19 protein-coding genes are annotated in these 17,901 nt (G+C 61.2%); 5 read left to right on the top strand and 14 right to left on the bottom strand.

Annotated features, from left to right (window positions below):
• The first annotated feature begins 42 nt into the window (after window positions 1–42).
• Together BMY55_RS16550 and BMY55_RS16545 are read left to right on the top strand one after the other, a co-directional pair.
• Window positions 43–1,545 (top strand): UbiD family decarboxylase, encoded by a 1,503-nt coding sequence (locus BMY55_RS16550; RefSeq protein WP_091433681.1) that lies wholly within the window; start codon window positions 43–45, stop codon window positions 1,543–1,545.
• Entirely contained in the window at window positions 1,542–2,102 is a 561-nt protein-coding gene (locus BMY55_RS16545) for a UbiX family flavin prenyltransferase (protein WP_091433679.1), read from the top strand. Before BMY55_RS16550 ends, BMY55_RS16545 begins: the two co-directional genes overlap by 4 nt.
• A 4-nt stretch (window positions 2,103–2,106) precedes the next feature.
• Here BMY55_RS16545 and hemA read toward each other — a convergent pair whose 3' ends face one another.
• From hemA to BMY55_RS16495, 10 genes are all read right to left on the bottom strand, one after another.
• Window positions 2,107–3,330: a 5-aminolevulinate synthase gene (gene hemA / locus BMY55_RS16540; protein ID WP_091433779.1), complete on the bottom strand. Its 1,224-nt coding sequence runs from the start codon at window positions 3,328–3,330 to the stop codon at window positions 2,107–2,109.
• 363 nt (window positions 3,331–3,693) lie between these two features.
• Window positions 3,694–4,914 carry an NnrS family protein gene (locus BMY55_RS16535; protein ID WP_091433676.1) on the bottom strand — a complete coding sequence of 407 codons (1,221 nt, stop codon included), beginning with the start codon at window positions 4,912–4,914 and terminating at the stop codon, window positions 3,694–3,696.
• A gap of 103 nt (window positions 4,915–5,017) precedes the next feature.
• Window positions 5,018–5,221 carry a hypothetical protein gene (locus BMY55_RS16530; RefSeq protein ID WP_245744807.1) on the bottom strand — a complete coding sequence of 68 codons (204 nt, stop codon included), beginning with the start codon at window positions 5,219–5,221 and terminating at the stop codon, window positions 5,018–5,020.
• 41 nt (window positions 5,222–5,262) lie between these two features.
• Window positions 5,263–5,466, bottom strand: coding sequence for a hypothetical protein (locus tag BMY55_RS16525; RefSeq protein WP_091433669.1), 204 nt, complete (start codon window positions 5,464–5,466; stop codon window positions 5,263–5,265).
• 76 nt (window positions 5,467–5,542) lie between these two features.
• Window positions 5,543–5,806 (bottom strand): hypothetical protein, encoded by a 264-nt coding sequence (locus BMY55_RS16520; RefSeq protein WP_091433667.1) that lies wholly within the window; start codon window positions 5,804–5,806, stop codon window positions 5,543–5,545.
• The gene (locus tag BMY55_RS16515; RefSeq protein ID WP_091433665.1) at window positions 5,806–6,351 is read right to left on the bottom strand and encodes a cytochrome c oxidase subunit 3; all 546 of its coding nucleotides are present in this window, start codon (window positions 6,349–6,351) and stop codon (window positions 5,806–5,808) included. Before BMY55_RS16515 ends, BMY55_RS16520 begins: the two co-directional genes overlap by 1 nt.
• A complete protein-coding gene (locus tag BMY55_RS16510; RefSeq protein ID WP_091433663.1) occupies window positions 6,348–8,294 on the bottom strand; it encodes a nitric oxide reductase activation protein NorD in 1,947 nt (648 codons plus the stop codon). Before BMY55_RS16510 ends, BMY55_RS16515 begins: the two co-directional genes overlap by 4 nt.
• Before the next feature lie 78 nt (window positions 8,295–8,372).
• Window positions 8,373–9,179, bottom strand: coding sequence for a CbbQ/NirQ/NorQ/GpvN family protein (locus BMY55_RS16505; RefSeq protein ID WP_091433776.1), 807 nt, complete (start codon window positions 9,177–9,179; stop codon window positions 8,373–8,375).
• A 1-nt stretch (window position 9,180) separates the two neighbouring features.
• Window positions 9,181–10,551: a cbb3-type cytochrome c oxidase subunit I gene (locus tag BMY55_RS16500; protein ID WP_091433562.1), complete on the bottom strand. Its 1,371-nt coding sequence runs from the start codon at window positions 10,549–10,551 to the stop codon at window positions 9,181–9,183.
• Between the two features lie 21 nt (window positions 10,552–10,572).
• Window positions 10,573–11,025 carry a c-type cytochrome gene (locus BMY55_RS16495; protein ID WP_091433773.1) on the bottom strand — a complete coding sequence of 151 codons (453 nt, stop codon included), beginning with the start codon at window positions 11,023–11,025 and terminating at the stop codon, window positions 10,573–10,575.
• Between the two features lie 219 nt (window positions 11,026–11,244).
• Between BMY55_RS16495 and BMY55_RS16490 the strand changes: the two genes are divergently transcribed.
• Complete coding sequence (locus BMY55_RS16490) at window positions 11,245–11,577, top strand: hypothetical protein (protein WP_091433559.1); 333 nt, start codon at window positions 11,245–11,247, stop codon at window positions 11,575–11,577.
• 446 nt (window positions 11,578–12,023) lie between these two features.
• Here the strand turns inward: BMY55_RS16490 and BMY55_RS16485 are convergent, their stop codons facing one another.
• The gene (locus BMY55_RS16485) at window positions 12,024–13,805 is read right to left on the bottom strand and encodes a LuxR C-terminal-related transcriptional regulator (protein WP_091433769.1); all 1,782 of its coding nucleotides are present in this window, start codon (window positions 13,803–13,805) and stop codon (window positions 12,024–12,026) included.
• Between the two features lie 238 nt (window positions 13,806–14,043).
• On the opposite strand from BMY55_RS16485, the gene BMY55_RS16480 reads away from it, so the two are divergent.
• Both BMY55_RS16480 and BMY55_RS16475 read left to right on the top strand, forming a co-directional pair.
• Window positions 14,044–15,207: a M24 family metallopeptidase gene (locus tag BMY55_RS16480; RefSeq protein ID WP_091433557.1), complete on the top strand. Its 1,164-nt coding sequence runs from the start codon at window positions 14,044–14,046 to the stop codon at window positions 15,205–15,207.
• Complete coding sequence (locus BMY55_RS16475) at window positions 15,208–15,954, top strand: maleate cis-trans isomerase family protein (RefSeq protein ID WP_091433554.1); 747 nt, start codon at window positions 15,208–15,210, stop codon at window positions 15,952–15,954.
• A gap of 9 nt (window positions 15,955–15,963) precedes the next feature.
• On the opposite strand, the gene BMY55_RS16470 is transcribed toward BMY55_RS16475, so the two are convergent.
• From BMY55_RS16470 to BMY55_RS16460, 3 genes are read right to left on the bottom strand one after another with little or no spacing between them, the layout of a single operon-like run.
• Window positions 15,964–16,509 (bottom strand): biotin transporter BioY, encoded by a 546-nt coding sequence (locus tag BMY55_RS16470; protein ID WP_091433553.1) that lies wholly within the window; start codon window positions 16,507–16,509, stop codon window positions 15,964–15,966.
• Between the two features lie 3 nt (window positions 16,510–16,512).
• A complete protein-coding gene (locus tag BMY55_RS16465; protein ID WP_091433550.1) occupies window positions 16,513–17,124 on the bottom strand; it encodes an energy-coupling factor transporter transmembrane component T family protein in 612 nt (203 codons plus the stop codon).
• Entirely contained in the window at window positions 17,099–17,824 is a 726-nt protein-coding gene (locus BMY55_RS16460) for an energy-coupling factor ABC transporter ATP-binding protein (protein ID WP_245744806.1), read from the bottom strand. The genes BMY55_RS16465 and BMY55_RS16460 overlap by 26 nt, the downstream gene beginning before the upstream one ends.
• Window positions 17,825–17,901 lie beyond the last annotated feature (77 nt).

Genomic DNA, 17,901 nt, shown 5'->3' with positions numbered 1-17,901 from the left:
GCCGGGTGATAGCGGTAAACGATCAGCCAAAAGGAGCCGACCATCCGCACCCTGCCCCCCTTCCCCACCCTGCGCGCCTATCTCGATTGGGCGGCGGCGCGCGGCGACCTGACCGCCGTGCCCGACCCCGTGTCGGTGCGTCACCAGATGACCGCCGTGCACCGCGCGGTGTTGGACCGTGGCGGCCCGGTTCTGCGCTTTGACAAACCCGTGCTGGATGGGGGCAGCGTGTCCGACATTCCGGTCGTGGTGAACCTGTTCGGCACGCCCGAACGCGTCGCCGCAGGGCTGGGGATCACACAAGACAAGCTGGATGAGCTTGGCGCGTTTCTGGCCGCCTTACGCGCACCCACGCCGCCCGACGGGATGCGCGACGCACTGTCGCGCTGGCCGATGCTGAAAGCAGCCCTTGCCACGCGACCGAAGATCATGCGCCGCGCGCCGGTGCAGGCCGAGGTTCACACTGCCGTGGACCTCTCCGCCCTGCCGATCCAGACCCATTGGCCCAGCGACGCAGGGCCGCTGATCACATGGCCCGTTGTTCTGACCCGCCCATTTGGCGGCGATGCAGGCGACGTGAACCGCTACAACGCGGGCGTCTACCGCGCGCAGGTCATTGACCGCGACCGCATCATCATGCGCTGGCTGGCGCATCGGGGCGGCGCTGCGCATCACCGAAGCTGGGCCGCGCAAGGTGAACCGATGCCCGTGGCAATCGCCTTGGGCGCGGACCCGGCCACGCTTCTGTCCGCCGCCCTTCCCCTGCCCGAAACGGTGTCGGAACTTGGTTTCGCGGGCGTGTTTTCCGGCGCGCGGCCCCGCGTTGTGCCCGCCAAGACCATCCCCCTGATGGTGCCCGCGGATGCCGAGATGGTGATCGAAGGCTGGGTTCACCCGACCCAAACCGCGCCCGAAGGCCCGTTTGGCGATCACACCGGATATTACAACCAGGTCGACCCCTTCCCCGTGATGCAGGTCAGCGCGCTGACCCACCGCAAAGACCCGATATATCTGTCCACCTACACCGGACGTCCGCCCGACGAACCAGCGATCATTGGCGAGGTGTTCAACCGCCTCGCCCTGCCCCTGATCCGCGCGCAAATTCCTGAAATCCGCGACCTGTGGCTGCCCCCCGCCGCCGCGTCCTATCGCATGGCGGTGATTGCCATCGACAAGCGCTATCCGGGGCAGGCGCGCCGCGTGATGATGGCGTTGTGGGGGATGTTGCCGCAATTCAGCTATACCAAGATGATCATTGTCGTGGATGATGACATCGACCCGCGCAATTGGGATGACATCGCATGGGCGCTCGCCACGCGGATGGATCCGTCGCGCGATGTGACGATATTGGAGAGGACGCCGATGGATTACCTTGATTTCGCGTCGCCCGAGCCGGGGCTTGCCGGCAAGATCGGCATCGACGCCACCAACAAGATCGGCGCAGAAACCAGCCGCGAATGGGGCGACGTCATGCACACCAACGCGCAAGACGCGGCCTTTGCCGCCGACATTCTGGCGCGACATTTGCCAGAGCTGTCCCAATGACCCGCGTCGTCCTTGGCATCGCGGGCGCATCGGGGGCGGCGCTTGGCCTTGCCACCGCGCGGCACCTTGCGGCGATCGGGGCCGAGATCGACCTTGTGGTCAGCGCCGCCGCCGAACGCACCTTGGCCGAAGAATGCGGCGCCGATGCCTTTGACCAGATCACCGCCGTGGCGACCCGGTTCCACGAACGTGGCAATATCGGCGCGTCGATTGCCTCTGGCTCCGCCCCCGTTGCGGGGATGATCGTCGCGCCCTGCTCGATGCGCAGCCTGGCCGCCATCGCAAACGGATTGGACGACAACCTTCTGACGCGCGCCGCCAGTGTGCAGCTCAAGGAACGCCGTCCGCTGGTTCTGATGACCCGCGAAGCGCCCCTGACGCTTGCCCATCTGCGCAACATGACGCAAGCCACGGAAATGGGAGCAATCATCCTGCCGCCGGTGCCAGCCTTCTATATGCTGCCGAAAAGCGTGGATCAGGTGGTCGACCAAATCGCCGCGCGGGCGGTGGACCTTCTGCACATCGCGCCGCCGATCGCGCTGGACTGGAAGGGCTAGGCGCCTACTGCGCCGCCATCGGAACCCGCGCAACCTCGCACTGGTGCCACAGCTCTTCCAATGCTCCCAACAGATGCGCGATATCCGCGTCCGAATGCACCGGCGACGGGGTGATGCGCAGACGTTCGGTGCCTTTGGGCACGGTGGGATAATTGATCGGCTGGATGTAAACGCCATAATCGCGCATCAGCGTGTCCGAGATGAACTTGCATTTCACCGGATCGCCCACCATCACAGGGATGATGTGAGAGGGGTTGTCGATATGCGGAATGCCCATCGCATCCAGCCCTTCGCGCACCTTCGCGACGCGTTCCTTCTGGCGGTCGCGTTCGACATTCGAGCGTTTCAGATGCTGCACCGACGCGCGCGCGCCTGCGGCCACGGCAGGCGGCAGCGCCGTCGTGAAGATGAACCCGCTGGCAAAGCTGCGCACGAAATCACACAGCTCGGCCGAGGCCGCGATATAGCCGCCCATCACGCCAAAGGCTTTGCCCAGCGTGCCTTCGATCACCGTCAGGCGATCCATCAGACCTTCACGTTCGGCAACCCCTGCCCCGTGTGGCCCATAAAGCCCAACCGCATGCACCTCGTCCAGATAGGTCATTGCGCCATATTTTTCTGCCAGGTCGCAAATCTCTTTGATCGGGGCAATGTCGCCATCCATCGAATAGACGCTTTCAAAGGCGATCAGTTTTGGCGCGTCGGGGTCGGCGGCGGCCAACCTGGCCTCAAGATCATCCAGATCGTTATGTTTCCAGATCACTCGCGCGGCTTTCGAATGGCGAATACCTTCGATCATCGAGGCATGGTTCAGCGCGTCCGAAAACACGATGCAGCCGGGAATTTGTGACGCCAGCGTGCCAAGCGCCGCCCAGTTCGAGACATAGCCTGACGTGAACAGAAGCGCGGCTTGCTTGCCGTGCAGATCGGCCAGTTCGGCCTCCAACAACACGTGGTCATGGGTGGTGCCGGAAATATTGCGTGTGCCCCCGGCCCCCGCGCCCACCGTATCAATCGCGTTGTGCATCGCGGCCAGAACATCTGGGTGTTGCCCCATGCCAAGATAGTCGTTCGAACACCAGATCGTCACATCGCCCGCGCCATCCTTGCCCGTATGGTGGGCTTTGGGAAAGGCACCGCGTTTGCGTTGCAGGTCGGCAAACACCCGATAGTTTCCGTCCTCGCGCAGCGCATCAAGGCGGGTTTTGAAATAGTCCTGATAATTCATGGGGTGCCCCTTGGGTGGATTATCTGTTTGGTTATTGAACCGCACCGGGGCGCAGCCAGACATGATGTTTGTCAAGTCTCGGGCAGAAATGCGAATCGACGGGTAAGGTGTAAGATAGACCAACCGCCCGCCACCCTTGCGGATGGCTCCGGCCTCGAAACGCATCAGATGCGCCCGGGCGGTTGGTCCATGGGTTCGTAAACCCGAACGTGATCGGTTGCGCCGCCGGCCTCACCCAAGAACAGAGGCGACAGGATCACAGAGGCCGTATTCGCAGAACAGGACGAGGATGTGGGAACAACCTCGCTGGGTGGGCCATGGTCGATTTGTGGCACAGCTTTGCCCCGCCACACTTAACCAACGTCAAGTCGCCGAAGATTTCATATGCGGTGGCGTTGGTGGCGGCGGGGGTGGGGCCGCGCGCGCCACCCGTGGTCCGGTCAGCGCCGGAATCATACCGACCAGGAACAGTGTAAAAGCCCCGATCCACGCAGCCCCGGCCAACAGGATCAGCGGGTCATACCAGCGATACAAAAGCTCTGCGGCCAGCCATCGGGTCAGGGCTGACAGGATCATCAACCCATACCCCACCGCGACGATGCCCGGCACAATGGGCGCGCGACCCGTATGGCCCAGCGTCGCACGGCTCATCACCGCAAGCGTCATGCCGCCGATGCCGCCAAGCCCCAACACGTGCAACGCGCCAACTTCGTCCCCGATGCCCCAACCCGCGAAGGCCCACAGAACAAATCCGATCACCATCAGGAATTGCGCGGCAAACAGCGACCACAGAAGCGGGTCGCGCAACGCCCAATGTGGGCGCCACCGGCTGAGTCTCAGCCCGTGGATGACAGCCAGTGCCAGCGCCACGACGGGTGCGAGCATCGGGATCAGCACGCTCCACGGCAGGGCGATCGCCATCAGCACCGCCAGCCGATCAAGGCGCGGGGTGTGCGGCGGCAGGGTTTCAGGCGGCTTTCCCGCGCGATTCATTGCATTGCGGATAAAGCCCGGCGTAACCCGCCCGCCCAGCACCACGATCAGCCCGCACAGCGCCAACAACCCGACGCGAAGTCCCGCGCTGGCCGTGTCCAACGTGACGCCCGCCCACTCCAGATGCACCAGAAGATTGGCGACCAGCAGCGTGACAAGAAAGACCAGAAAGATCGCGTGTTGTGGGTTCAGGCGTTTGCGCAACTGGCCTGCGATCCGCACGACCAGCGCCGCCAGAAAAGACAAATCAACCACCGCGACCAACACAGGTGGCAGCGCGGCAGAGGACCAGAGCACCACCCGCCCTGCCAGCCACAACGCAGCCAGCGCGCCGATGATCATGCCCCGCCCACTGGCCACAGCGGTCAGGAAAAACCCTGCGACAGCGGCACCTGCATAGCCGAACAGCATTTCATGAGCGTGCCACAGATGGGGGGGCATCGACAGATCCGACAAGCCCGCCGTGCCGCCTGACGCTTGCGCGCCCAACCACAGCTCCCACATCACGCCAGACAGGATCGCCCAGATCGCGGCCGCCAAAAAGAAGGCGCGAAACCCTTCGCTGAAAACTCGTTTGAACAGGTTCGCCATGAGAAGCCCCTTTGGTGGCATATGTTCGGCAGGTTAAGGGCTGATCGGTTCGGCCGAATGACCAAAGTCAAGTCCGGCGGGGACGGCAGAAAAACACCTGGTATCAGGCGTCGTCTTCCGCCTGCACGATCAGACCATGTATCCATTTGCCGGTGATCCAGGTGAAGGGAACGCCAAGGACGATGCCGCCAACGATAGCCTCGATCGGGGTCAATGAACGCAAGCCGACAGCTTGCAGCATCAGAAACAGGAAAAACAGGTTAACCGCCGCCGCCCCCATGGCCAGCGGATACAGCACAGCGGCCACGGCCCAAACGGGCCAGCGGCCAGAGTTTTTGTCATGTTCCGTCATCTCTTGCGGTATACCACTTTTTGCACGGCGACCAGGGCAATGATCATGGCAACCGCAGTGCCGCCCAGCCAGGCCGTAGCCACACCAACACCGTGCGAATGTCCATCATTCACCGCCTCGTGCAGCAATGTTTGGTCGTGATTGGCAAAGGCGGGTGAGGCCATGATGCCGGCCAGTATGGCCAGATAGAGCGTTTTCATTTCAGGACTCCTGTCATGTTCTTGGATGAGTTTAGCGTTTTTCGCGGTTGGTTAACTTGATCATGGTCAATCGCCCCTACATCGCGAAGGGCAGCGCGTAAAGCAGTGCGGCCAGACCCAGAAAACCGATCAGAAACGCAGTGAACCCGCCACGAAATGTTGGGGCGGCACGCAGGCCCAGATAATCCGACAGGATCACGAAGGATTTCAGACCCGACAGGATCAGCACGGTCAGCACGAAGATCGGTCCGGCATCAGGCAGGACACCGGCAAACACAGTGGTCGCCATGCTCAGGGCGATCAGCAACACAAGCGCGCGGGTCAGGACAGCGTTCGACATCAGTGCACCAGATAAATGATAGGAAACAATAGCACCCAGACCAGATCGACCATGTGCCAGAACGCGGCACCGGCTTCCAGGTTGCGGGGGTTTCCCCAGCGCATCAGAAGCGCGAAGATGATCAACCCGGCCACCACATGCAGCGCGTGAAACCCGGTCAGAAGATAGTAGAAGGTGAAGAAATCGCTGGTCTCGATACCGATGCCGTGGCGGGCCTTCTCGGCGTATTCATACCATTTGACGATCAGAAACACGACGCCAAACGCCATCGCCGCCGCCAGCCACAAGCGCATATGACGCACAGAATGCGCCGAATGCACAGCGCGCGCCGCGCAATAGCCGCTGGTGACAAGCACAATGGTGTTGGCCGCACCCGCCACGCGGTTCAGCGCCGCTTGGTCAGCTGCGAACCCCACAGGGTCCATCGCCCGCATGCCAAGGAATGCCAAAAGCCCTGCGCCGAAGACCAGAAGCTCCGATACGATCAGAACCCAGATCATCAGATCACCGGGCAATTCATCCAGCACCGAGGTTTGATCCGTCATGCGCCACCGGTAATCTGGCGATAGATCTCGGGCAATGCGGCGGTCAGTCGCGTGGGGTCTGGCACGATGGAAAACCCATCCGCGCCAAAGATGCGGTTCACCCAGCCCTGCCCTTTCTGGTCGACGACCACACCATACACGGCATGACCCTTCATCCGCGCCTCGCGCACCGCCATGCGGCTGTCCTCGATGCCGTGGCGGCCTTCGTAATGGTCCAGATCGTTGGGCTTGCCGTCGGTGATGACCAACAGCAGGCGGCGGGTGTTCGGGCGCTCGTCCAACCCGGCGGTGGCATGGCGGATCGCCGCGCCCAACCGTGTATAAAAGGCAGGGGTCAGCCCTCCGATCCGTGCTTCGACCACCGGTCCCATACGCTCGTCGAACCCCTTGCATTCCTGCACGAAGACACGGCCCCGCTTCAGGGATGAAAAGGTGTGGATCGCGAAATCATCGCCACATGCCTCAAGCCCCCACGCCATCGCGGTCAGCGCCTCTTTTTCCACGTCGATCACCTGCCGGTCGCCAATCGCGCTTTCGGTCGAACGCGACACATCCATCAGGACCGAGATCGCCAGATCTCGTTCCATCACCCGCGTGGCGCGATAGACCCGGTCGCTGGATCGGCCGGTGGCGCGCAGCTCGACCTGCGCGGCAATTGCGGCTTCCAGATCCAGTTCGTCGCCGTCCAGTTGACGCGGCAGGATCACCCGTTTCGGGCGCAACGCCTCGAACTGGCGTTTTACGGCGCGGATGCGGCGGTTGGTGGCGGGGTCATGTTCGATCACCTCAACCTCGTCTGCGACGCTGGACAGGACGCGGGCGTGATCGGGGATATAGCTCGATGTGCGGTGGTCCCATTCAGGATAGAGGTGCTTGCCCGACAGACGCTCGCGTTCAGCATCTTCAGGCGACAGATCAAGGTGGAATTTCAGCCGCGTGGCGGTCTTTTTCGACACCTGCCCCAGCGCCAGCTCGTCCTGATCTTCGGCGGCCCGGCGGGCGTTGTCTTCGTCGTCATCTTCGATGCGACGGTTCATGTTCAGGCTTTCGACCCAGGAAAAGATCGCTTCGAACTTGTGCAGGATCAGGCTGTCACGGCGTTCGGCCAGATCGCTTTCTGACCGGCGCGCTGCCTTGGTGCCCTCGGCCTCGTCGCCGGGGCCACTGCCTTGTTCTTCGTCGCCTTCGTCCAGCCGGTCCGCTGGCATCCGCGCCGCCATTGGGCGCAGGTCGGGCCACATCGGCACAGGTCGGAAAGGACGATAGCCGCGCGGCGCCACCAAATGCGACAGGTCTGCATCGGGCGTGCGGATCAGTGCCACAAATTCCATCGCCATCTTGCGGGTTGGTTCCGGCCCACCCAGAAGATGATCAATCGCCGCTTCCATCGCGGCCTCGACGGATGGGAGCTTTGCATCCGGTCGCATGGCACGACACGCGCCGACAAGCGTTTCATAAAACCCACGCAGGCCGGGACATTCCTTCAACGTCGCCTGCGTCATCGCGATTGATGCGCGCAGCGCCCGAAGATCGGCACGCAGCGGATCGGCGTCGCCTACCGGATCAGGCGCGTGTGCGACCGATGCGACCAGCCAGAAATACAGCGCCGCATTGGCTTCGCGGGCCGGAAATTCCGCGATAATTTCGGGCAGGCGCAATGCCTCGCCGTCAAAGCTGGGGCGCGCCTGCGTTTCGCGCCATGTGCCAAGCGACCGGCGGAACGACAGGCGGTGATGCGAGGCCGCAACGGTGGCCTGCTTGATCTCGGTCGCGTGTGACCCGCCAAGGCCACGGAAGAAGACGCCCAGACGCCCCTCGACTTCGGTCAGGGTGACGGCGTTTTCATCGTGAATGCCGGGGGCGTCCAGTCGGCTGGCATATCTGTGCCAGAGCTTGCCAACGGTTTCTTCCGGCTCGAAAGGGTCGAAAATTCGTTCGGACATGGGGAACCTCGGGTGTCAGGTTTGCGTCCTGTGCAAAAGAACCCGCAACCGGCCTATTGGCCGGTCGCGGATGTGGCACTAGCCATAGATCGCCGTGACCAGATCCATCAGCCCCTGCTTGACATCGTCGTCATCGGACAGAGGTTCGATCATCGCCACGCGAATGGCGCGGTCGACGGACATGCCGTCTTCGATCAGCGTGGCGCAATAGATCACCAGACGGGTCGAAACGCCCTCTTCCAGATCCTGACCTTTCAGGCCACGCAATTTGTTTGCCAACCGGACAAGGGACGTCGCCCGGTTGGCATCCAGCCCACTTTCACGCGTCACAATATCAACTTCCCGGTCGTGGGAGGGGAAATCGAAGTCAATCGAAAGGAAGCGCTGGCGGGTGGAAGGTTTCAGGGTTTTCAGGATGTTCTGATAGCCCGGATTGTAACTTGCCACGAGCATGAAGCCGGGTGCGGCCTCGATTTCCTCGCCGGTTTTGTCCAGCGGCAGGATGCGGCGGTCGTCGGTCAGCGGGTGCAGAACGACGGTAACGTCCTTGCGGGCCTCGACCACCTCGTCAAGATAGCAGATCGCCCCTTCCCGCACCGCGCGGGTCAGCGGGCCATCGACCCAGACCGTTTCCCCGCCTTTCAGCAGGTAACGCCCCACAAGGTCGGACGCGGACAGGTCGTCGTGACAGGCAACGGTATAAAGTGGGCGACCCAGACGGGCGGCCATATGGGCGACGAAGCGGGTCTTGCCACAACCGGTCGGACCTTTCAGAAGCAGCGGCAGCCCATGGCGTTCAGCGGCTTCGAAAACATCGCATTCGTCAGAAACGGGTGAGTAGAAGGGGGCCGAAGCCCCCTCCGTTTTCTTGTCAACGGCAGCCATATCAGGCACCTTCGCTTTCATATTCATCGGTCGGTTCAATGATCTCACGACGCGGCACTAGCTGCGAATAGATGAACAGGATTGCACCGATCACAACCGTAAGGCCCGCGCCCCACCGCATGATGTAGAAGAGCTGCACGCTATCCTGAACATCCATGTAGTTCTCGCCCAGCACACGTTGCAAATGCGTTTGGATGATTCCTGCAAAGGTCAGGACAAAGGTCATGAAAGACATACCGCCAGTCATCAGCCAGAAGCTGACCATGTTCAAAACCTGGTTGTACGGATCACGTCCGCGCAGGATCGGCATGGCATAGGTGATGATCGCCAGGTTCACCGACACATAGGCGCCATAGAAGGCCAAGTGACCGTGGGCTGCGGTGATCTGTGTGCCGTGGGTGTAATAGTTCACACCGTGCAGCGTATGCAGGAAACCCCAGACACCAGCGCCGAAGAAGGCAACAGTTGCAGCCCCCAGCGCCCACAGAAGGGCCGCCTTGTTCGGGTGGTCGCGTCTGCCTTTCCACACCATGATGAAGCTGAAGCTCATCATTGCGAAGAAGGGGATCACCTCAAGCGATGAGAAGATCGAACCAATCCACTGCCAGTAACCGGGCAGACCGATCCAGTAGTAGTGGTGCCCAGTGCCCAGAATACCCGAGAACAAGGCGGTCGCGACGATGATATAAAGCCACTTTTCAATGATCTCACGGTCAACACCGGTCAGCTTCAACAGCAGGAAGGCAAGGATCGACGCCATGACCAGTTCCCAGGTCCCCTCCACCCAAAGGTGAACGATGTACCACCAGAACATTTTGTCCAGCGAAAGGTTGGCCGGGTTATAGAAGGCAAACAGGAACAGCAGCGCCAGGCCCCAAAGCCCCAGAAGCAGCACGTTCGAAATGGCCGTCTTGCGACCCTTCAGAACCGTCATTGACACGTTGAACAGGAAGATCAAGGCGGCGACGACGATGCCCACCTTGACCCAGACGGGTTGTTCGATGAACTCGCGCCCTTCCATGCCCAGAAGCCAGTTGCCGTGGAACAGGTCGAACACATAGGTCAAGACTGCACCGGCCGTGCCCAGAAGCATGATGCCCAGCTGGATATAGGCCAGCATCGGCGAATGCATTTCGCGCTCAGCTTCTTCCGGTATCAGGAAATAGGCTGCCCCGAAAAAGCCCAGCAACAGCCAGACGATCAGCGCGTTGGTGTGCAACATGCGAACGATGTTGAACGGCATGAGCTCGGACAGGAAGTTCGGGCTGACATAAATCCAGCCGGCCCACAGACCCCCCAGCACCTGAACGGCGAACACCGCCATCGCTGCCAGGAAGTACCAATAGGCAATTTTTTGTGTTTGGTATTTCATTTCACGTCTCCTCTTCCGGCCTTAGCCCGCCTCGTTGGGGGGCCAGCCCTGTGCGTCGATGGTGTTCACCCACAGGAAGAAGTCTGCAAGTTCTCGAATCTGTTCGTCGCTCAGGTTGAATTGCGGCATTTGACGCCGTCCCTCGATGCCGCTCGGTTGTGCTTCCATCCAACCCTTCAGCACCTCGAACGCTGCCTCGGGATCGTCGGCGACACCCCATCGGGACATCACGTTTTGCAGCTCGGGTGCGAAATACGCGCCCTCGCCCATCAAAGTATGGCAGTTGATGCAGGCGTTTCTTTCCCACACATGTTTGCCACGCGCCACGCTGTCTGTCAGTTCGGCATTTGCTGTCGATTTGGTAACTACGTACCGCACCGAATGCGCCGACAGGATCAAAAAGACCACAATGAAAAACAACGAGCCGCCATAGAACACGTTACGCGCCATGGTCTTGGTCATGACTTCTCGCATATTGGCCTCCAGTTCAGTTATCCAAGCTTCTGGATAACGGATTCGTGATGAAAACAGCTTGACATATGTCAACAAAACCGAAGTTTCCCGACTGTTTTTGACAGGAAATCGGCTGTCTGCAAAAAGTCCGCGCCTGCTTTCCGTTCATCAGCAAAAATTGATTGTTGCGCCGGATTAAGGCATTCTGTCTTCATTCATTTCTTTGTTCAGGTGTAAATCATGCGGCTTTCGACGATCCTGATTGCAATTCTCACCGCAACCGTCGGCCGCGCGGACATGATCGACCTGGACGATCCCGCAGCCTTCTGCACGCAGATGGCTCAAGCCTATGACTGGTCGGATAATTCTGATGCGGTTGCAAACTGCCCGTGTTCATTTGCCGGATTGAAAGATCAGATGACGCCCGGGATGTTCGGCATAACTCTCAATTGGCAACTCGATCCCGCCACCCTGCGCACCAATCTGCCCGAGGATATGACCATCGCGAATTTCTATGACACCGTGGCACCGGTTTTCGGTTCGGTTGAACAAGCCTGCGGTCCGATGCGCTAGGCTCATCCGGTCATTGGGGCGCGCTCGTAAAAAGCAACCCGCCGCCTTGCCAAACCGAGCCAGTAATTGACGCGCCCAGCGGCGGGTTGCCCTTTGGTATCACTCTACCCCTCGGCAAAGCACCCCAATATCACCCAAAAAGAAATGCCACCAAACCACGGCAGGAAGTCCGCGGTCCGGTGGCATGAATATGGGTCTAGAACACGGGGGTTGCTGTCGATATCCCCGACAGCAAAAGCCCCGCGCCATCACCACACGCCCACCCCCTTCTCGGATCAACGCGAAACCCATCGAAATGGGCAAATGATCCATGAACTCCTGCACAGCAACAGTTCGGGAATATCCCTGTAATTGAGAATACGTCTGGCAACTTAAAATCCTTGGTTTCAATAGATTAAAAGTTAGAAGCATTGGCTGCACAGGTCATACCCAACATTGGGTAAAAGTTAACGCGCCAGATGTTTTTCCGCCTCGTCCAGCACGTCTTGCCAATGCCGGAAAAAGATCAACTGCCCGCTGTCGTCGTAAACACGGTAATCAATCCAGTCGTGGTCCTGCCGAAACTCGTCCAGCGACGCGACCGGAACCTGCGGATCGTGGGTGCCGTTGAAAAACACCACGGGCAACCTGCCGCTCAACGCGTTGACCATTGGGGTCCAGTCGCTTTTCTGTTCGCCCAGCACCATGCGCGAGAACGCCTCGTGGGCCGAAAAGTCCTCGGTCAGCGCGGTTTCCGACCCCGTCACCATGGCTTCGAACACTTCGGGATTTTCGAAGGTTTCGACATCCGCCGGACAATTGCCATAGACCGCATGGATGAACCCCCGCTTGCCGATCTTGCGCGCCAGATAGAACCCGGCCTTCACCATGAACGGAAGCAAATGCGGAGTGTATTTCGCACCAGCCAGAATGAACCGGTGCCATTTTTCCATCCGCTCGTATTGCTCGCGACGGGTCATCGGCAGAATGCCCGCCGTGGCGATGATCGCGCTGATCCGGTGCGGGTCGTGCGTGGCCAGTTTCATCGCATAGAAACTGTCCGATCCAAGGCTGATCACAGGGCAACGCGTGACCGCTTCGGCATCCAGTATCTGCAACGTGTCCTGCGTGGCGAGCGTATCGTAATCCTGCGCCTTGGCGATCATGTCCGACATGCCATAGCCCGCGCGGACCGGAACGATGATGCGAATGCCGCGCCGGGTCGCTTCCGCCTCGGCCGAGGCGGGCCAGCGCACCAGCCCGTAATCCAGCGGCAGAAACAACAGCGGCACACCGTCGGCCGCGCCCAGCACAAGGTAATCCAACCGCCGTCCGTCCGGCGTGACCAGCGTCTTGAAGGGCCGTTCCGTCAGGCTGGCATAACCGCGGCTCAACAGCCGCGGACCGGGGTCCGCCTTGATCGTCAGGTTTGACATGTCCATCAGCGACAAGGCCAGCCGCACAAGTTCGACCTGCGACCGCGTTTCCGTCTTGGACAGGATCGACCTGATCTGCGCCCGCACCGTGTCGATCGACCGCCCCCGCTGTTCCGCGATATCCTTGACCGAGCAACATTCGACAAGGCTTTGCACCACGTCGGCCTCGGCGGTGGTCAGATCAAAGGCGCGTTTCAGAATGTCGGAAAACCCCGCCGGGCAACTGACCTCGGACGAGGCCGCCAGCACATAACGCTCGCCCGATCTCACCTGCCGCACCTGCAAGCGCACCACGATGAAATGCCCCTTGCCGCGTGACCTCAGCCGCAGCACCGCCGCGTTTTCCCCGTGCCCTTTCAGCAACGCGTGCGAGGTCGTCAGGATGCTATCGATATCGTCCGGGTTGACCAGCATCGAGCCAAGCTCGGCCCCGACCTCAAGCCCCAACAGCGCGCGCGCCGCCGGGTTCACCGCAGCCACCTTGTGATCTGCGTCAAACAGAAAGGCCGCCACCTTGTCGAAATGGGCCAGAACCGCGCTTAACTGGGTCTGCGTGCTGCTTTGATCCAGCCGATCCAGAAAGGCCCCCGCGCGTTCAAAATGGCTTGAGATGGTGGCATCGTCCAACAGGCGCGGCGCGCTGAAATCCGCGCCTTCCCTAAGGGGCGCGATGGCGGTTTCCCAGACATCCAGCAATGTCTCATACCGCGTCGGATCAAGCGCCACATCATAAAGCCGCTCGATCGCTTCTTCCCGTGTTCTTCCTGTCAGACTGTCTTCCTGTGTCTGAGAGGACGTGTTCTTCCGATCCATCGCGTTTGTCCCGGTGATGTCCTCTGTCGGTTTTACCGACCGTCCTACGTTAGCCAGAATGTGCTTTTGCGCCAAGGGCCAAGCCAGACAGATTCGCCGATTTGATGCAAAATTAACGGGTCCACCCAACGGGTTGGCGAATGCACGGTCTGCCGAGCGGGTGGAAATATTTATTCCCACGGGCAAATCTGTGGTTAGTCTATGCCGGAGCACTCTTTTGCGCCCGAAAGGACCGTATATGCCCGACCCAGCCCGAGGGTTTCCAAAGCAAGAATTTGCGGCCCGCACCGCCCGCGCGCAGGCCCGGATGGCTGACGCGGGTTTGGCTGGGCTTCTATTGATGACGGAACCAGAGGTGCGATATTTCTCGGGCTTTCACACGCTGTTCTGGCAAAGCCCCACCCGTCCGTGGTTCCTGTTCGTGCCCGCCACCGGCACGCCCATCGCGATCATCCCCGAAATCGGCGCGGCGCTGATGCGCACAACGTGGCTTGACGACATTCGCACTTGGTCCGCCCCCGCGCCCGACGATGACGGGATCAGCCTGTTGACCGATCTGCTCAGCCCCATGGCCCGCGAAGGGGCGGTAATCGGTGTGCTGAAGGGGCACGAGACGATGCTGCGCATGCCCCTTGGAGACTATGAACGGCTGATGGCGGGTCTGCCGGGACTGCGCATCAACGACGCGACCGGGATTATCCGCAGCCTGCGCATGGTGAAATCCGGGCGCGAGATCGAAAAGATCGCCCATATCTGCGCCATCGGGTCACGCACGTTCGCCAAGGTTCCGGACATCGCGCATCAGGGCCTGCCGCTGGACGCGCTGTTTCGCGCCTTCCGACGCGAGGCGTTGGCGCAAGGGGCCGACGATGTGCCCTATCTGGTCGGGGGCGCAGATCAGGGCGGCTATCACGATGTGATCTCACCCCCCTCTTCGCGCCCGCTCGCGAATGGCGATATCGTGATGCTGGACACCGGTGCCACCTGGGACGGGTATTTCTGCGATTTCGACCGCAATTGGGCGGTGGGTCAGCCCGATGACTCTTCCCGCCGCGCCTATGACGTGCTGTGGCGCGCGACCCAAGCCGGGATCGACACCGCTCGCCCCGGCAACACCTGCCGCGATCTGTTCCACGCGATGCAATCGGTGATCGCCGAGATGGACGACCAGGGCGGCGATGTGGGCCGATTGGGCCACGGGTTGGGGATGCAGTTGACCGAATGGCCGTCCCACGCCGCGTTTGACGAAACTGTGCTGCAAGAAAACATGGTTCTGACGCTCGAGCCGTCACTTGGCTATGGCGACGGGCGGATCATGGTGCATGAAGAAAACATCGTCGTGCGGGCCGAAGGGGCTGAGCTTCTGACCACCCGCGCGCCGCATGACCTTCAGGTGATCTAGATGAAACTTTCCTTCGATACCGACCAGGGCATCGGCACCCGCGCCAATCTGGGCGTGATCGTGCTGGAAAACGACGAAACGCTGGAAAACGAGTTTCGGCGGATCATGGATGTGCCCGGCGTCGCACTTTACCACACGCGCATCCCGATGGGCCCGGAAATTCGCCCCGACACTCTGCCGCAAATGTTGGCGGACCTTCCCGCCGCCGCGCGGCTTCTGCCCCCGGCGCTGAGCTTTGACGCCATCGGCTATGCCTGCACCTCGGCCACCTCGGTCATCGGACCGGACAAGGTCGCCGCCGCAATCCGGTCGGTCTGCCCCGGTGCTGCCGTCACCGACCCGCTGACTGCGATCATCGCAGGCGGCCGCCATCTGGGTGTCACGCGGCTGGGATTTATGTCGCCCTATATCGCCGAGGTTTCCCAAACCATGCGTGACCGGTTGACCGAGGCCGGGTTTCAGATCGCCAGTTTCGGGTCGTTTGAGGAAAGCAATGACCAGATCGTGTCGCGGATCGCGCCCGCATCCATCATCGCGGCGGCCCGTCAAGTGGCCGACGCCGCGCCCTGCGACGCGATCGTGATGTCCTGCACGGCGCTCAGATGTCTGGACGTGATCCCGACGATCGAAGATGTGACCGGCAAACCCGTGCTCGCCAGCAATCCCGCGCTGGCGTGGCACATGCTCCGGCTGGCCGGGATCGACGACCCACGCCCTGGGCTGGGTCGTCTGTTTGATAAAGGCTAGTCCCCCGGTTCAGACACGCGACAAGACGCTGGCCGGGCGCGCCTTGGCCAGGGCTGCGGTCAGCATCCCGGCAATTACGGCTTTCAGGATGTCGCCGGGGATGAAGGCCGCCATGACCACGGTTGCTTCACCCATGGTTTTACCCGTGACCAGCGCAAAGCCCGATATCCCGAAGAGGTAGAGCACCACAATCCCGCCAATCACCGAAGCGACCCCCGCGCTGACCGCCAGCGGCCCCTTGCGCCATGTCTCGGTGATCAGACCGGTGACGAAAGCCGCAATCGGGAAGCCCACAAGGAACCCGGCCGTTGGGCTGGTGAACACACCCAGACCACCACGGCCACCAGCCAGCAGTGGCAAACCCAGCGCCACCAGAAGCAGGAACAACAGCACCGCCAGCGCGCCGCGTTTCGCGCCCAGCACCGTGCCGCACAGCATGATGCCAAGGCTTTGGGCGGTGATCGGCACGCCGAAAGGCAGCGCGATTTGCGGGATCAGACCCAGCGCCGCAATCAGGGCGGCAAACAGGGCAATCAGGGTGACATTCTTTTCCATGCGTTACTTCTCCATAGCATCAAATCCGCCACGCGCGCGCAGCGCCTCGGCGATGTGGTCCGCGTCATCCAACGCAAGGACCGTAAACGGCAAGATGATCCGCCAACCGGGGCGGCGCGGCGATCGGGCGCGCCACGCGTCGATCAGCTTGGTGCCCTTGGTCAGCAAAACGGGGGTGAAGCGGATGACCAGCGCAATAGCAGTCTCTAGATAGGTGGTTTTCAGCCCCATGGTGCGCAGCGGCGTCACCAGCCAGCGCACCACGGCAATCAGGTCGGACAATTGCGTGGTCATCGTGACCAGCGTCGCCAAACCGACCGCCGTGACCATCCGCAAGACAATCACCGCACCCGTATAGGGCGTGCGCGTCACAAGGTGATAGATCACTAGCATCACAACGAAAGGCCACAGCACGCGCAGCGCCCGCAGCCCCGCCCGGAAAAACACCCGGCCGGGCAGGCGATAAAGCACCAGCATCCCGGCAAAGGCCGCGCCATGAACCCACAGGCTTTGCGCTTTGAACAACAGCACCGTCGCCACACACAGCGCCGCCAGCTTAACCCCGGCGGGCCAGCCATGGGCGCGGGTTCTAACGGGCGAGGTCAGAGATATCATCGCTCTCTCCTTGCCGCGTCATGTCCTTGGTGAAATCGTCCAGCACATCACCCCCCTGCCCTTGCAGCACGCCACGTTCCAACCAGAGCAGATGGTCATATCCCGCCAGATCGCGCGGATCGTGCGAGACGTGAACCAGCGTGCCGTCGTAATGGTTCAGATACCGGGCCAGCTGCATCCGGGTCGGAATGTCCAACCCTGCGAAGGGTTCGTCCAGGATAAGGATGCGTGGCGTCATCGCAAGGATCGACATCAGGCAGACAAGCTGCTTTTGCCCCTGCGACAGGCTGTGCACATGGGCCTCGCGCCAATGGGCCTTGCCGAATTGCGTCAAGACAGCCGCGGCGCGGGCATCAGGGTCATCCACGCCCTGTTGGCGCAGGCCAAAGGCGACCTCCTCGATCACGGTCGGAAAGATGATCTGGTGATCGGGGTTCTGAAACAGGATGCCCACCAGCGACAGCGCCGCGCGCCGATCGTTCGCCGGGTCGATCCCGTCGATTGTCACCTTGCCCGCGCTCGGCGCAATCAGGCCGGCCAGGATCCGTGCGAACGTCGTCTTGCCCGATCCGTTGCGGCCGATCACCCCGATCCGCCGCGCGCTCAGATTGACCGAGACGTCAGACAGAATCGTTCGTCCGTCGATCACATGATCGACAGCGTCAAAGCGAATCTGTGTCGTAACGCCCGTGTCTTTCACCCGAACTCCGTCCCTTTCGTCACCTATCACGCGCCTTTTAACGGGGGATGCAACGGAATGCCGCAAGAAAATGTGTT

The organism is Aliiroseovarius sediminilitoris (genome assembly GCF_900109955.1).
GTDB classification, from domain to species: Bacteria; Pseudomonadota; Alphaproteobacteria; order Rhodobacterales; family Rhodobacteraceae; genus Aliiroseovarius; species Aliiroseovarius sediminilitoris.
Note: the sequence above shows the minus strand (reverse complement) of the source record. Positions and strands in the feature narration are given on the sequence as shown.